The sequence below is a fragment of the Muriicola soli genome (genome assembly GCF_004139715.1).
Lineage (GTDB): Bacteria > Bacteroidota > Bacteroidia > Flavobacteriales > Flavobacteriaceae > Muriicola > Muriicola soli.
This window is the reverse complement of the sequence record NZ_CP035544.1, coordinates 775,420-792,091: the sequence shown is the minus strand read 5'-3', so window position 1 is coordinate 792,091 and position 16,672 is coordinate 775,420. Positions and strand designations below refer to the sequence as shown.

The window sequence follows — 16,672 nt, the reverse complement described above, 5'->3', positions numbered from 1 at the left end:
TGATCTAACTCCTTCAGATTCATCGGAAATTTCCTGAAGCCTTATCTGGTTTTATCCTTATATTTAAAACCTACATAATCATTTCTACACTATGCAAAAAATAATACTCCTGCTCCTCCTATGCGTTTCTGTCAACCTTTTTTCTCAAGATTATTTTCTTAAGAAGTACGAGCCTTTTAATGAGGATATTCCATCCCCGGAAGAGTTCCTAGGCTATGGCATTGGGGAGCGTCATACTCGACACGATTTAATCGTGGCTTATTTTAAAAAACTGGCCGAAGTTTCTCCGCGTGTTAGCTTTTCGGAGTACGGTAAAACCCATGAAGGTCGAATTTTGAGCATGCTCACCATAAGCACGCCGGAGCACCTCAAAAACTTAAATGTTCTTAAGGAGCGACATCTCGCTTTCACAGATCCTTCTAAAAATGTAACCAATTATAACGAAGTACCTGTATTTATCAATCTGGCTTACAACGTCCATGGAAATGAACCATCCAGCTCAGAGGCTGCCCTGCTAACGGCTTATACCTTCGCGGCCTCTGAAGCAAAAGAAATCATGAAATACCTGAATAATGCAGTCATCTTTATCGATCCCACCATTAATCCCGACGGCAGGGACCGGCATACCCAATGGGCCAATTCTTATCAGGGCTCGCCCCTTGTAGCCGACCCTCAGGATGCCGAACATGACGAATACTGGCCCGGCGGACGGACAAATCACTATTGGTTTGATCTGAATCGCGACTGGCTCCTGGGGATCAATCCTGAAAGCAGGGGGAAATTAAATTGGTACCACCAATGGTATCCCAATGTGGTTACTGATTTTCACGAAATGGGGTCCCAAAGTTCTTACTTTTTTGAACCGATGAAAGCTAATGGTTCCCTCAATCCTATCATGCCTAAAGAGAACTATGAGGACCTCAACAACATGTTTGGAACTTATTTCGCCAAAGCGCTGGATAGTATTGGCTCGCTTTATTTTACCAAGGAAGTCTTCGATGGCACTTATCCCGGCTATGGATCCTCCTATCCCGATTTACAGGGCGGTTTAGGGTTGCTATTTGAACAGGCTAGTTCCAGGGGACACAAACAGACTACTGCCTTTGGGGAAATCACGTTTCCATTCACCATACGGAATCAGTATACCTCTAGTATAACTACGGTGCGAGCTGCAGTAGAAAACAAGGCCTATCTGAGAAAGTATCAGCAGGACTTCTTTAAATCTGCTCTTTCCAGGGCGTCCGGATCCCGCATTAAAGGCTATTCTTTCGGAGACAATTACGATCAGAACCGTGTAAAAGCCTTTATTGACAAATTACTGCTCCACAAAATAGACGTTTATCAAAACGGGGATGAGTCGTACTTCGTCCCTACGAGACAACCTCAGTATCGCATGGTACAGACCGTCTTTGAGACCTATACCCAATACAGGGATAGCGTTTTCTACGACGCCTCGGCCTGGTCACTGGCAAATTTCTACAACATCGGTTACCAGGCATCCGGTAAAGAAATACAGGGCGAGCCATTAAGTTCGGTTGAGGAACTAGTTAAAGTTCAACCTTTGGTACGCTCTGAATATGCCTATCTTATAGATTGGGACGATTACAACGCCCCGGCCGTTTTAAATCATCTTCAATCAAAGGGATTGGTGGTTTCCTCCTCCTTCAGGTCATTCACTTCCAAGACTGCAGCAGGTAACAAATCTTTTAATTATGGAACACTGCTGATTCCAGTAAAACTTCAGAAAAAAGATCCGGGTGAGGTATTCAAGATTTTAAGCGAGGCTCAAAGTACCTATCAAGTTCCTATGTATGCGGTTAATTCAGGTTATAATCTCTCAGGAGTTGATCTCGGAAGTCGATTTGTAAGACCGCTTACTCAACCGAAGGCAGCGATGTTGATTGGGGAAGGAGTAAGATCTTATGAGGCCGGGGAAATTTGGCATTTACTGGATACCCGAGTTCATATGCCTATTACAAAAATTCCATTGAGAAATTTTGAAAGAACCAAGCTCGATAAATACAACACTCTTGTAATGGTTTCCGGATCTTACTCCTTCGACGATAAAAAAATTGAGAAAATCAAGGAATGGGTGGAAAAAGGCAATACCCTCATCACTATAGGCACTGCTTCTAAATGGGCAATCGACAAAAAGCTGGTCACAGAAGCCCTAATCACAAAAGAAAAGGATTCTAACGCTGTGGCAGTGCGTAAACCCTATGCAGATGCAGGAGAAAACCTGGGGAAGGAAAGTGTAGGCGGCATTATCGTACGAACGGAATTAGACCTTACTCATCCTCTTGGTTTTGGATATCGCAAAGCAATTCTTCCGGTTTATAAGAATAATACCGTATGGCTCAAACCCAGCAAGAATGAATATTCAACCGTAGCGAAATATACGTCTCAGCCCCTTGTCGATGGGTTTATTACCGATACGAACAGGGATACCTATTTGAAAAAATCAGCCTCTCTGATGGTAAGTCCGATCGGATCCGGCAGAGTGGTTATGTTCGCTGACAATCCCAATTTCAGGGGATCCTGGTATGGAACCAACCGATTATTTCTCAACGCCCTTTTCCTCGGTAATCATATCAACGTCCCTAAATAAACACACATGAAAAAACTGTACATTTTTACAAGCTTTATACTTCTCAGCCTGATTTCTTTTGGCCAAACTCCTGAAGGGGATGGCCCTTTTTCCCAGCTCATTATCAGGGGCGTCACCCTGATCAATGGCAATGGTGCTCCTCCGATAGGTCCTGTGGACATTGTTGTGGAAAACAATATCATCAAAAAAGTGCAGGTAATAGGTTATCCGGGAGTTGAGATCAGGGAATCCAGAAGACCAAAACTGATGCCCGGGGGTAAAGAATTAGAGGCTTCGGGTATGTACCTTATGCCTGGTTTTGTAGATATGCACGGCCATATCGGAGGGAATTCCCAGGGAGCAGATCCGGACTATGTCTTTAAACTTTGGATGGGTCATGGAATTACCACAATTCGAGAACCTTCTGGCAGGGGCGTCGATTTTGCGATGGACCTGAAAAGAAAAAGCGCAAAAAATGAGATCGTAGCGCCCAGGATCTTTGTTTACACCGGCTTTGGGCAGGGCAGTCAGGAAGAGATCAGCTCTCCGGAGATGGCCAGGGCATGGGTACGGAAGAATGCAGATAAAGGAGCGGATGGGATTAAGTTTTTTGGGGCACCCCCGGAGATCATGACTGCCGCTTTGGAGGAGAATAAGAAATTGGGGCTTCGTTCAGCTTGTCACCACGCTCAGCTCGATGTTGCCCGATGGAACGTCCTTCAATCAGCCAGGGCAGGCCTCACCAGTATGGAACACTGGTACGGATTACCGGAAGCCTTATTTACAGACAGAACCGTACAGGATTATCCGCTCGACTATAATTACAATAATGAACAACATCGCTTTGAAGAAGCGGGTAAGTTATGGCAACAGGCTGCGCCGCCCTATTCGGAGCATTGGAATAAGGTGATGGACGAATTGATCTCACTCGACTTTACCCTTGATCCCACATTTAATATTTACGAGGCCAGCAGAGACTTACAACGTGCCCGAAGGGCAGAATGGCACGAAGAATATACCTTACCCTCTCTCTGGGAATTTTATCAGCCCAGTAAGATTTCACATGGCTCCTATTGGCACTATTGGGGTACCGAACAGGAGGTCGCCTGGAAGAAAAACTACAGTTTGTGGATGACTTTCGTCAATGAGTACAAGAACCGCGGAGGAAGGGTCACCACAGGCTCAGACTCTGGGTTTATCTTTCAACTCTACGGATTTGCCTATGTGAGGGAATTGGAATTACTGCGCGAAGCAGGATTCCATCCACTCGAAATTATCAGGAGCGCAACTCTTAATGGTGCAGAAGCACTGGGTGTAAGCGATAAAATTGGAACCGTAACGGTAGGTAAATTAGCCGATTTTGTAATCGTAGAGGAAAATCCATTAGAGAATTTAAAAGTACTCTACGGTACCGGCGCCATTAAGCTTACCGAAGACAACGAGGTTGTCAGGGTAGGCGGCGTTCGCTATACCATCAAGGATGGAATTATTTACGACGCGAAGGCACTCTTAGAGGACGTGAAACGGCTTGTGCAGGAGAAAAAACAAGCAGAAGACTACAAAATATTGCAACCGGGAGTAAAAGAATAATCAGTGTCATAAGGTATTGTTTTATACGGTAAAGTGTTGTTTCTTAGTTTTAAATGCCAGTTCAGCTTTTACACGGGCATTTTTAAATCGATACAATCGCGCTATTTTCTCAGTTTCAGCTTTTTCAACTTCCCTATTAAAAAGAGAACCATCAGGCCTATCGACCAGAAAATAATCCACTTGATAATTTTCCACTTTAGCATGATCTTCTGAATTCTGAGCAGCGATTCCTGCAGTAAAAAATATAATCAGGAAACAGCTTAGTTGAACTTTCACAGTTTGGGTATTGGGTCTATTAAAGAAACTACCGTTTAGGGTTTTATTAACTTGTAAATCGCTGAAAGTCAGATATTTTTCGGTAGGAGGGTAAAAAGCAGACCAAGGGTATAATTTCTCCGTTGAAGAAATTTATGGCAGGGAGCAGTTGGTCTTTTAAATTGACATTTCGTCGTGAAAATCAGTGCTTTGGAATTGATCTTTCCTTGGTTTAGCGTTGTGATTTAATTTTTCAAACCGACTTTTCCGCACTGATTGACGATACTCAGAAGTAGGCTAAATCCTTTTGAAAGGCATTGCGCATTTTCGTATCTTTATAATGGCCGTGAAAAGGATTGCCACGAGAGAACATCAATCCAAAACTCAAAATCATGAAAAAATTATTTTTGCCAGTGCTTTGCCTGATACTTTTCGGTTTTACTTCAGACATTGTGAAACTAACCGAAGAAGAAAGAAACTTTGCCGTAAGTGAACTCACAAAGGCAAAAGACCAATTATTGAACACCCTTGACGGTTTAAGCGAGGAACAGCTGAACTTTAAACCAGATGCGAGTAGCTGGTCTATAGCTGAAGGAGTGGAACATCTCACTATTTCTGAGAATGCATTTCACGATATGCTTACTGCTTCACTGGAAAATCCTGCGGATCCTGCCAGGCGATCTGAAGTGAAGATGCAGGATGGGCAACTTATGGATATGATCCGTGACAGGACTCAGAAAGTAAAAACATCAGAACCATTTGAGCCCAGTGGAAAATTTGGTTCCTATGAAGAAACTCTGGATGCTCTGTTAGCAAAGCGTTCGGAGCATATTGAATATTTAAAAACAACGGAAGACGATCTTCGCAATCATTACGGACAACTCCCTTTCGGGACTATTGATGCCTACCAAATGATTCTATTTATGTCGGGTCATATGGATCGGCACGTGGCTCAGATGGACGAGGTCATCAACCATGAGGATTTTCCGGAATAAAATAAATCGCCATGAAAAAAAATAGCCTTTATACGTACATTATAAATATCAGGATTTATGGAAAGATGGCACGCCTCTTTCTCCTCCTCTTGCTGGGCATTCCCCTGCAGAATTTTGCCTATCAGGAGGTTCCGGTAACTGCGGAACAATACACCTCTTACAGAGGGGAAATAGTTGACAGTGAAACAAACAAACCGCTGGTGTTTGCAACGATTACACTCGAAGGCACCAATATCAGCACAGTGACCAATACCGAAGGAGGGTTTTTATTAAAAGTCCCATCAAATACAGAAAGTACTACCCTGGAAGTGAGTTTTTTAGGTTACCGGTCAAAGACAGTTCCCCTGGCATCGCTGAATCAGGATAGCAACAAAATAGAACTTGATGTCCTGGTAACCGAATTGCCTGAGGTGAAAATCAGTGTGCCGAGAGAAGCGATTACTCTGGTGAAGGAGACCCTGAGAAAAAAAGGGGAGAATTATTTGCAGGACCCCAGTCTCATGACTGCATTTTACAGGGAAACCATTAAAAAAAGAAGAAGGAACGTTTCGCTTTCAGAGGCAGTGGTCTCCATCTATAAAACCCCTTACAGTTCCAGCAGGCGCGATGCGGTACAGATGTTTAAATCGCGCAAAAGCACCGACTATAGTAAGTTGGATACCCTGGTACTAAAATTACAGGGAGGACCATTTAACGCCTTGTATGTCGATGTGATGAAGTATCCTGAATATATTTTCACCGAACAGAGTATCGATGATTACGTTTTTAAGTTTGATCGCTCTACGAGGATTAATGATAGGCTAATTTACGTCATCAGTTTTAACCAGAGGGAAAATATTCTCGATCCGCTTTACCGCGGGGAATTGTACATCGATGTAGAGCGAAAAGTGCTTACCAGCGCCATCTATTCGCTGAATATTACAGATCGAGTCAAAGCCAGCCGGCTTTTTGTCCGAAAAAAACCCAGAAATGCTGAGGTGTATCCTGTCGAAGTTGCATACAGGGTTGATTACAGGGAGAAAGACGGGAGGTGGTATTACGGCTACAGCAATGCCTTGTTGGAATTTAAGATAGATTGGGATAAAAAACTATTCAATTCGGTTTATAGCATGACCTGTGAGATGGCAGTAACGGATTGGGAAAGAAATACTGAACTGTCTGAACCCAGGTACAGAGACCGCCTAAAATCTACTATGATCCTCAGTGATGAGGCTTCAGGCTTTTCAGATCCCGACTTCTGGGGAGAGTACAACATCATAGAACCAGAGAAATCTATCGAATCTGCCATTAAAAAAATTCAGCGACAACTGCGAAAGCAGGGTTAACTTTAAGTGTAAACGACAGAACATCCTTAAAAAAACTGCCGAATCTCTCAGGCAGTTTTTTTCTTTTAAGGGCTTGAGAGATGGCTAAGCCTATACTTTTCAACTTATAAACAATTGTTTATAACATAGGTTTATAAAATGTTGATTTCTAAACCCTTACAAATTTTGCATAAATCAATGTTTATGTTACATTTACCTGTGGTTATGAGGGAAGTTCCTTGTGGATTATACCGATAATCACTATAGAGTTGACGTTCTTTATATTGTTGCTATGGGCATTTTCACGACCGGGGACTTCGGTTTTCGGAAAAGAAAAACATACTGTCAGACAAAAGTTTCGGCTTTTAGACGGCAGAAAGATATGCTCTAACCAAGTACGCAACCTCAGGGTTAGGTACTAAAGGAGAACATATCATCGCAACAAGAAGAGACATGAATCGGGTTTCGGTTGAAAAATTGAAAGCGAATTGTGTTTCAAACGTTGAAACAACCGTGCTATCATTCTTCGGAATGAGCTTTTGGCACCTCGGTGCCGGAAAATGCAAGTTGTTTCTAAAAAGCCATATCAATGTACCCGTTACAATGATATGGCTTTTGTTTTTTCTCTCTTGAAAGATCACCTCCCTTCTCCCCTCCCGATTAGGTGTTTTACGCTTTTATGCGGACATAAAAATTGTATCTTTGCTCGCTCGCAACCTAAGAATTTTTTATATGTCCAAAATCGTATATACCCTTACTGATGAGGCTCCGGCTCTGGCAACCCGATCGTTTTTACCTATTGTAGAGGCCTTTACCAAAACGGCAAATATTGAGGTGGTCACCAAGGATATTTCTCTGGCAGGAAGGATTATCGCCAACTTCCCTGAATTTCTAAAAGAAGAACAAAGGATAACAGATGACCTTGCCGTTTTAGGCGAAATGGCAAAAACACCTGATGCAAATATTATCAAACTTCCCAATATCAGTGCGTCTATTCCCCAATTAAAAGAAGCCATTGAAGAATTGAGAGAAAAGGGATATCCTGTTCCCCTCTATCCGGATGAACCCTCCACCGAACAGGAAAGGAACATTAAAGCGAGATACGACAAAATCAAAGGAAGTGCGGTAAACCCTGTCCTGAGAGAAGGTAATTCTGACCGAAGGGCTCCCAAACCTATTAAGAACTACGCAAAGAAGAATCCACACAAAATGGGGCCCTGGTCGCCGGATTCTAAAACTCACGTAGCTACAATGTCTGCCGGGGATTTTAAAGCAAATGAAAAATCAATTACCCTGCCTGAGGATACTGTATTAGCCATCGAATTTATAAATGACCAAGGACAAAGATCGCTGCTCAAGGGCGATATCCTTGTAAAATCTGGCGAGATAATCGATGCTTCAGTTCTCAGCAAAAATGCCCTTTTGTCTTTTCTGAAAGATCAAGTTGCCGATGCTAAAAAGAAAGGGGTACTATTTTCCGTACATCTGAAGGCTACCATGATGAAGGTTTCTGATCCTATCATTTTCGGACATGTGATGGAGGTTTACTTTTCAAATGTTTTTACTAAATACGGTGAAACCTTTGGCAAAATCGGGATAAGTGCCAATAATGGGCTGGAGAGTTTGTTGGAAAAAATTCAAAAACTGCCTGAGGAAGAAAGGAAGGCAATAGAAGGTGACATCATGCAATCCATCGAGGAAGGACCTCAGCTTGCCATGGTAAATTCTGATAAGGGAATAACCAATTTGCACGTCCCCAGTGATGTGATCATTGATGCGTCCATGCCTGCGATGATCAGAACTTCGGGGAAGATGTACGATCATAACGGGGCACTTCAGGATACCAAAGCCGTAATTCCTGATAGCAGCTACGCCGGGATTTATCGTGCAACAATTGAATTTTGTAAAAAACACGGCGCATTCGATCCTCGAACTATGGGCACGGTTCCCAACGTTGGATTAATGGCTCAAAAAGCTGAAGAATACGGCTCACATGATAAAACCTTTGAGATCAAAGGACAAGGTGTTGTCCGTGTTGTAGATACCTATACCAAAAAAGTCCTGATTGAGCACCAGGTGGAGGACGGAGATATCTGGAGGATGTGCCAGGTGAAAGATCTTCCGGTACAAGACTGGATTAGTCTTGCAGTTTCCCGTGCAAGGGCCACACAGACTCCTGCTATATTCTGGTTAGATAAGGACAGAGCCCATGACAGGGAACTCATAAAAAAGGTTGAGCAATATCTTCCCCGCGAAGATACAACAGGATTAGACATTCAAATACTTTCTCCGGATGAAGCTACCAGGGCTACGCTGATCCGACTAAAAGAAGGGAAAGACACCATATCGGTTTCAGGAAATGTATTGCGCGACTATCTCACAGATTTATTCCCGATCCTGGAGGTTGGAACCAGTGCAAAAATGCTCTCTATAGTACCCTTGATGAAAGGAGGAGGTCTTTTTGAAACAGGAGCCGGTGGATCTGCACCAAAACATGTGGAGCAATTTCTGGAAGAAGGTCATTTGCGGTGGGATTCTCTTGGTGAATTCCTCGCTCTTGCTGTTTCCCTGGATTTCTACAGTCAGAAAAATTCAAATCCGGAAGCCCACGTCCTGGCAGAAGCCTTGGATGCGGCAACAGAGGATTTTCTCAGCAATAACCGTTCGCCGTCTCGAAAAGTAGGAGAACTCGATACACGGGGCAGTCATTTTTACCTGGCCTTGTATTGGGCACAGGCTCTGGCTAGTCAGACTGAAAATGCGAAACTGAAGGCTACCTTTGAAAATATTTTTCAACAATTAAAAGAAAATACCCCTGCAATTCTCAAAGAATTGGAAGATGCACAAGGCAAGCAGCAACATATTGGCGGTTATTACAAACCCGACGCTGCCTTGCTTGAAGAGGCAATGCGGCCGAGTGATTCCTTTAATAAGGTGTTGAAAGAGCTCAGGTAAAGAAGGAGGCATTTAAAAATTTTCGGACAATTTGTTTTTAGGCATTTGAAATGCCCTAAACTTTGTTATTTTTAGGAAAATTTTGCTATGATTTTCCTAAATCGGTATCTGCCGATTTTTTTCCTGTTTATTTGTTCCTTTTCCCTGGCCCAGGATCGCTTCACAATCAGCGGTACCATTAGTGAAGCTTCGAGTAATGAGACACTCATTGGTGTCACCATTGCCATTCCCTCACTGAGTACCGGGGTTACGACAAACGAATACGGCTTCTATTCGCTTACCCTGCCGGAGGGCACTTACGAACTGCTTATCAGCTATCTGGGGTACCAGGATATTGTTCAAAGCGTAACTTTTGATCAGAACCAAAAGCTGAATTTCCAACTCACAGAGCAGGCCGAAATCCTCGAGGAGGTGGTGGTGGTTGAAAACGTTGAAAAATTGGACATCCGTAAACCCCAGATGAGTGTAAATACGCTGGCAGTCCAAACCATAAAGAATATTCCCGTGGTTTTGGGGGAAGCAGATATCATCAAGTCACTAATTCTTCTCCCAGGGGTGAGCAATGCCGGGGAAGGGGCATCTGGCTTTAATGTCCGGGGTGGCGCAGCCGATCAAAACCTCATCCTGCTCGATGAAGCTACCATCTTTAACAGCTCCCACTTATTCGGTTTTTTCTCCGTTTTTAATCCGGATGCCATCAAAGATGTAAAATTGTTTAAAGGTGCAATTCCCGCCCGTTACGGAGGTCGGGTTTCTTCAGTTCTTGAAATATTCCAAAAAGAAGGAAATAGCAAAGAGTTTAAGATGAATGGTGGAATTGGAGCGGTGGCGAGCAGATTGCTGGCTGAAGGCCCTATTGTCAAGGACAAATCGGCATTTCTTATTGGGGGAAGAGCTTCTTATGCCCATTTTTTCCTACCGCTTTTCGACATAGACAATACCGCCTATTTCTATGATCTGAATACGAAATTGAATTATAAGATTAATGCAAATAACAATTTGTTTCTCTCAGGTTATTTTGGGCGGGACGTATTTGCTATCTCAAATAATTTTGAGAACATCTATGGTAACAGTGTATTGAACCTGAGATGGAACCACCTGTTTTCCGACAAGCTCTTTAGCAATTTATCCCTGATCTACTCCGATTTCTATTACGGCCTGGAACTGGATTTTGTTGGATTTAAATGGAATTCAGGAATCAGGAACTTTAATTTAAAGTACGACCTCAAGCACTATCTCAGTGATACCTTCCAGGTAAATTACGGGTTGAACAATATCTATTACACCTTCAATCCGGGTAAAATAGTTCCTAATAGCCCTGATTCAGGAATACTGGAGGAACAATTAACCAAAAAATACGCGAATGAATTTGCGGCTTATGTGGATGTTGAACATTCGATTTCTTCTTCCCTTAGTCTGCAATACGGCTTGCGGCTGAGTCATTTTATCCGTTTTGGGCAGGACGAACTCAATGTGTATGAAAATGACAATCCTGTAATCTTTGATCCATTCCTTCTGGTATATCAGGAAGCAGCCCCAATAGGAACTATTTCCCCCGGACGGGGAGAGCAACTGGCCAGCTTTACTAATTTGGAACCGCGGATAGCTTTGGCATATACCTTGGATCCTGATCAATCAGTAAAAGCCAGTTATACAAGAATAACGCAGTACCTGCATCTGTTATCAAATACCAGTTCCCCTACTCCGCTGGATGTCTGGACCCCAAGTGGTCCTTTTGTTAAACCTCAGATTCTAGATCAATATGCCCTGGGGTATTTCAGAAACCTCCAGGATGGGGAATACAGTTTGGAAACCGAAGTGTTTTACAAAGACATTCAAAACAGGATCGATTATATTGACGGGGCTAATCTTATCGCAAATAATGCAATTGAGCAGGTGATTCTTAATGGGCAAGCAAGGGCCTATGGCCTGGAGCTTCTTTTTCGAAAAAATGAGGGTCGCTTCAAAGGATGGCTGGCCTACACCCTTTCCAGGTCGGAGCAGCGTACCCCGGGAAGAACTCCATCTTTTGACAACAACCGTTCAAACCGGGAAACAGGGATCAACTTTTCACAGTGGTACAGTACCCCCTATGATAAAACCCATGATATTTCCCTCTATGGAAGCTATGATTTGAATAAGAAATGGCGATTCAATACCAACTTTGTTTATCAGACCGGGCAGCCCACCAATTATCCGGTAGGTCAGTTTCAATTTCAAGGTCTTACTGTACCCTTTTATGGTTTGAGAAATGAAGAGCGACTACCAGATTATCACCGACTCGATATTTCAGCCACACTCACACCTGCGAAGAACGAAAAACGAAATTTTCAGTCTGAATGGGTGTTTAGCATATACAATGCTTATAGCAGGATGAATGCTGCAGCTATTAATTTCAGGAGAAATCAGGATACCGGTGTAAATGAAGCAGTGAGAACCTCAATTTTTGGGATAGTTCCTGCGGTAACCTATAATTTTAAATTTTAAGCAGAACCATGAAACGCTTTCTATTTCTTAGTCTGATATTCGCTACACTATTGATTGGCTGCGAGGATGTCATTGATGTAGATCTTCCTGAGCAGGACTCTCGACTGGTAGTAGACGGGCTAATCAGGGTTGATATTAATGAAACTTACATTCCGATAGAGATTAGGTTATCGCTGTCGAGCAATTTTTTTGAGGAAAATGTACCCACTTCCGCAGAGAGTGTTCTGATATCATTTGAGGAAATTGAAGATGATATAGTGATCAGTCAGGGCTCTTCAACTCTGGCAGAAACCAGTCCCGGATCGGGTATTTATATCCCTGATCCCGACTTCAGTTCAGACCAGAGAATTCCAACCTCTTTTCTTGATCGCGATTATCTTTACACCCTATTTATCAGACATGAGGGACGACTATACCTGGCCCAGACGAAATACGTCCCTACTGTTCCCATTAATTCTATTACCCAGGGTACAGGCACCTTGTTTGGGGATAACGAAACTGAGGTCACTGTTAACTTCACAGACCAGCCTGATGTAGATAATTATTATCTCTTCGATTTTGGCTTTGGTGAGTACCTGGTTACGGAGGATGAATTTTACAAGGGACAGGAGTTCGAGTTTTCTTTTTTCTACGAGGATTCCTTTGAGCCGGGAACAGTGCTGGATATAAGCATTTTAGGGACTGATCAGACTTTTTACAATTACATGGATCAACTGATCGAACAAAGCGGTGACGGCCAGGGGCCATTCCAGACGCCGGTCACAACGGTGAGGGGTAATGTTTTTGACGTCACGGACCTCGACAATATCAATGTCCTTGACAATGTTGATCAACCTGAAGTATTCCCTTTGGGGTATTTTGCCATCGTACAGGAAGAAAAAGGACAGGTAACTATAAATTAGGATTAAAACTTCAACTTCATAATTTGTATTTTTGCAACTCATGAAAAATAGTTCAGGCTTAAGGACGAATAAGGAGTTGTTGTTAAAAGGGGTTAAATATCTCGCTTATACCGTAGCGTTGATGTTTACTGCCCCGGTTGTTCTCTATCAGGCCTTTAAAAATCAGGAACACCCCTGGTACCTTCCTGTTTTAATTGTAGGAGCAATCCTGGCACTTGCCGCTATTGCGATGGGCTTTTACAGTATTAAAACGGTGGTAGACGCTTTATTTGGCAAATCATCCCGCAGTCGGAATTAAGAAGGGCAGACTATTGTCCGCTTAGGCACAACGCATTATCTTTGCCACGCCGAGAAAAAGGCAAAAAATATGATCAACATTACGCTCCCTGACGGCTCCGTCAAGACTTTTAATGAAGGGGTTACCCCCATGGATGTTGCCCTAGATATCAGTGAAGGCCTGGCCAGGAACGTTATTTCCGCCAAATTCAACGACCAGATTGTAGAAACCGTGACTCCGCTAGAACAGGATGGAAGCCTCACCCTGTACACCTGGAGAGACGAACTCGGGAAAAAAGCCTTTTGGCATTCGTCTTCTCATGTGGTAGCACAAGCCTTAGAGGAATTGTACCCAGGGATAAAACTCACTATAGGCCCGGCCATTGAAAATGGATTTTACTACGACGTAGATTTCGGGGAACACAACATATCCGAAAAGGATTTTCCCGAGATTGAGAAAAGAGCTATCGAAATAACAAGGGGCAAACACCCCTATAAAATGCGGGAGGTAACCAAAAAAGATGCTCTCGATTATTATAAAAAACAGGGGAATGAGTACAAGGTAGAACTGATTTCCAACCTGGAGGACGGTACAATAACTTTTTGTGATCACGACAGCTTTACCGATCTCTGCCGGGGAGGCCATATCCCGAATACAGGCTACATCAAAGCGCTTAAACTACTAAGTGTTGCGGGAGCATATTGGAGGGGAGATGAGCAGAATCCGCAATTGACACGCGTATACGGCATATCCTTTCCTAAGCAGAAGGAACTTACGGAATACCTCGAGCTTTTAGAGGAGGCCAAAAAACGTGATCACAGAAAACTGGGGAAGGAATTAGAATTATTTACCTTTTCTCAAAAGGTAGGTCAGGGATTACCCTTATGGCTACCAAAAGGGGCAGCCCTGAGGGAAAGACTTGAGCAATTTCTTAAAAAGGCTCAGAAAAAAGCAGGTTACGAGATGGTCATTTCCCCCCATATCGGTCAAAAAGACTTGTATGTCACTTCCGGACATTACGCAAAATACGGGGAAGACAGTTTTCAACCCATTCATACCCCGAAAGAAGATGAAGAGTTCCTCCTGAAGCCGATGAATTGCCCGCATCATTGTGAGATCTACAATGCAAAGCCATTTAGCTACAGGGAATTACCGAAGCGCTATGCCGAATTTGGGACCGTATATAGATATGAACAAAGTGGTGAACTACACGGTCTTACTCGCGTAAGAGGCTTTACTCAGGACGATGCACATATATTTTGTACCCAGGAGCAATTGGATCAGGAATTTAAAAACGTAATCGATCTTTCCCTTTACGTCTTGGGCTCATTGGGTTTTGATCATTTTACCGCCCAGGTGTCTGTTAGAGATCTAGATAAACCTGAAAAGTACATTGGTGCTGTTGAAAATTGGGAAAAAGCTGAGCAGGCTATAATCAATGCTGCAGAAGAAAAAGGTTTAGACTTCAAAGTAGTAGCCGGAGAAGCCGCATTTTATGGCCCTAAACTCGATTTTATGGTCAAGGACGCACTTGGCAGAAATTGGCAGCTGGGTACCATACAGGTAGATTACAACCTGCCTGAACGATTCGACCTCACCTACAAAGGAAGCGATAATGAATTACACAGACCTGTGATGATCCACAGGGCACCATTTGGCAGTATGGAACGGTTTGTAGCCCTTTTACTGGAACACACCGGTGGAAATTTCCCATTGTGGCTAACTCCCGAGCAGGCTATCATCTTGCCAGTCAGCGAGAAACATGAAAAATATGCGGAAAAAGTTTTAAAATCGATAGAAAATAACGAAATTCGCGCGCTCATTGATGCCAGAAATGAGACCGTGGGTAAGAAAATAAGGGAGGCTGAAATGAATAAAATTCCTTTCATGCTGATTGTTGGAGAGAATGAAGAAGCAGAAGGAACGATTTCTGTGAGAAGGCACGGAGGCGAAGATATAGGAAACATAAGCCTTGACGATTTTGCCGACTTGGTTGAAACAGAAATAAATAGTACATTAAAGACGTTTTAAAAAAATAAAAGAGTTTAATTAAAAAGAAGTAGCCATAGCAATACGAAGAAGATTCAGACCCCAACCCAGGAGGGAAAATAAAAACCCTCACAAGATCAATAAAAAGATTTTATCGCCTGAGGTACGCCTCGTTGGTGATAACGTGGAAATGGGAGTCTACCCGATCAGGGAGGCACTCAACAAGGCTGAAGAACTGGAATTAGATTTAGTTGAGATTTCACCTAACGCTGAACCCCCGGTCTGTAAAATTATAGATTACAAAAAATTCCTTTACGAGCAGAAGAAGCGCGAGAAGCAGATGAAGGCCAAGGCTACCAAAGTCATCGTAAAGGAGATACGGTTTGGGCCGAATACGGACGACCACGATTACGAGTTTAAGAAAAAACACGCAGAAAAGTTCCTTAAGGAAGGAGCAAAACTTAAGGCCTACGTCTTTTTTAAAGGCAGGTCGATTGTTTACAAAGACAAGGGAGAGATCCTCTTGTTGAGATTAGCGCAGGAATTGGAAGAGTACGGAAAAGTTGAACAAATGCCGCGACTCGAAGGAAAACGGATGACGATGTTCATTGCGCCAAAGACCAAAAAGTAAGAATATCACAGCGAGATTAATCATAAGACAAAGGAACAATGCCTAAGATGAAAACAAAGTCCAGTGCCAAAAAAAGGTTTAAACTTACCGGTACTGGAAAGATCAAAAGGAAGCACGCCTACAAGAGTCATATTCTGACCAAGAAATCAAAAAAGCGTAAGCTTCGCTTAACTCATTCTACCCTGGTACACAGCTCGGATGAGAATAGTATTAAAGAGCAGTTGCGATTAAAATAACGCAACACAAGGTAACAAGTATTAACCGTGGAGTTGGGCATTAAAGAGCTGTAGAACAGCCGCCTGCTACAAAAAACTAAAGAAAAATGCCAAGATCAGTAAATTCAGTTGCTTCCAGAGCGAGAAGAAAAAAAGTGCTCAAGCAAGCCAAAGGATACTTTGGAAGACGTAAGAACGTATGGACGGTTGCTAAGAACGCCGTTGAAAAGGCGATGGTTTACGCCTACAGAGACCGCAGAAACAAGAAAAGGAATTTCCGTTCCCTCTGGATCACCAGGATCAATGCCGGGGCCAGAATGCACGGAATGTCTTATTCTCAATTTATGGGAAAAGTAAAAGCCAACAACATCGAACTCAACAGGAAAGTATTGGCAGACCTTGCCATGAATCATCCTGAGGCCTTTAAGGCAGTGGTCGACAAAATAAAATAGAGATTTATTTATTTCGCTGTAAACCCTTCGAAC

General features: G+C 43.0%; 13 protein-coding genes. 12 read left to right on the top strand and 1 reads right to left on the bottom strand.

Features of this window, described 5'->3' with window-relative positions; translation table 11 throughout:
- Positions 1–91: 91 nt before the first annotated feature.
- Together EQY75_RS03545 and EQY75_RS03540 are read left to right on the top strand one after the other, a co-directional pair.
- Positions 92–2,608 (top strand): M14 metallopeptidase family protein, encoded by a 2,517-nt coding sequence (locus EQY75_RS03545; protein WP_129602936.1) that lies wholly within the window; start codon positions 92–94, stop codon positions 2,606–2,608.
- 6 nt (positions 2,609–2,614) lie between these two features.
- Positions 2,615–4,177 carry an amidohydrolase family protein gene (locus tag EQY75_RS03540; protein WP_129602934.1) on the top strand — a complete coding sequence of 521 codons (1,563 nt, stop codon included), beginning with the start codon at positions 2,615–2,617 and terminating at the stop codon, positions 4,175–4,177.
- Between the two features lie 21 nt (positions 4,178–4,198).
- Here EQY75_RS03540 and EQY75_RS03535 read toward each other — a convergent pair whose 3' ends face one another.
- Complete coding sequence (locus EQY75_RS03535; RefSeq protein ID WP_129602932.1) at positions 4,199–4,453, bottom strand: hypothetical protein; 255 nt, start codon at positions 4,451–4,453, stop codon at positions 4,199–4,201.
- 371 nt (positions 4,454–4,824) lie between these two features.
- On the opposite strand from EQY75_RS03535, the gene EQY75_RS03530 reads away from it, so the two are divergent.
- The 10 genes from EQY75_RS03530 to rplT all read left to right on the top strand — a co-directional run bounded on the left by EQY75_RS03530 (position 4,825) and on the right by rplT (position 16,639).
- Entirely contained in the window at positions 4,825–5,427 is a 603-nt protein-coding gene (locus EQY75_RS03530; RefSeq protein ID WP_129602930.1) for a DinB family protein, read from the top strand.
- 11 nt (positions 5,428–5,438) lie between these two features.
- Positions 5,439–6,752, top strand: a complete 1,314-nt coding sequence (locus tag EQY75_RS03525; protein WP_129602928.1) for a carboxypeptidase-like regulatory domain-containing protein — start codon at positions 5,439–5,441, stop codon at positions 6,750–6,752.
- Positions 6,753–7,463: 711 nt separating this feature from the next.
- Complete coding sequence (locus EQY75_RS03520) at positions 7,464–9,686, top strand: NADP-dependent isocitrate dehydrogenase (RefSeq protein WP_129602926.1); 2,223 nt, start codon at positions 7,464–7,466, stop codon at positions 9,684–9,686.
- A gap of 87 nt (positions 9,687–9,773) precedes the next feature.
- On the top strand, positions 9,774–12,173 hold the full coding sequence (locus tag EQY75_RS03515; protein ID WP_129602924.1) for a TonB-dependent receptor: 2,400 nt from the start codon (positions 9,774–9,776) through the stop codon (positions 12,171–12,173).
- 8 nt (positions 12,174–12,181) lie between these two features.
- Positions 12,182–13,075, top strand: a complete 894-nt coding sequence (locus EQY75_RS03510) for a DUF4249 family protein (protein WP_129602922.1) — start codon at positions 12,182–12,184, stop codon at positions 13,073–13,075.
- Positions 13,076–13,115: 40 nt separating this feature from the next.
- On the top strand, positions 13,116–13,373 hold the full coding sequence (locus EQY75_RS03505) for a DUF6095 family protein (protein WP_129602918.1): 258 nt from the start codon (positions 13,116–13,118) through the stop codon (positions 13,371–13,373).
- Positions 13,374–13,442: 69 nt separating this feature from the next.
- The gene (thrS, locus tag EQY75_RS03500; RefSeq protein WP_129602916.1) at positions 13,443–15,383 is read left to right on the top strand and encodes a threonine--tRNA ligase; all 1,941 of its coding nucleotides are present in this window, start codon (positions 13,443–13,445) and stop codon (positions 15,381–15,383) included.
- A 94-nt stretch (positions 15,384–15,477) separates the two neighbouring features.
- On the top strand, positions 15,478–15,972 hold the full coding sequence (infC, locus tag EQY75_RS03495; protein ID WP_174719403.1) for a translation initiation factor IF-3: 495 nt from the start codon (positions 15,478–15,480) through the stop codon (positions 15,970–15,972).
- Positions 15,973–16,010: 38 nt separating this feature from the next.
- Entirely contained in the window at positions 16,011–16,208 is a 198-nt protein-coding gene (gene rpmI / locus EQY75_RS03490; RefSeq protein WP_129602912.1) for a 50S ribosomal protein L35, read from the top strand.
- Between the two features lie 86 nt (positions 16,209–16,294).
- The gene (gene rplT / locus EQY75_RS03485) at positions 16,295–16,639 is read left to right on the top strand and encodes a 50S ribosomal protein L20 (RefSeq protein ID WP_129602910.1); all 345 of its coding nucleotides are present in this window, start codon (positions 16,295–16,297) and stop codon (positions 16,637–16,639) included.
- Positions 16,640–16,672 lie beyond the last annotated feature (33 nt).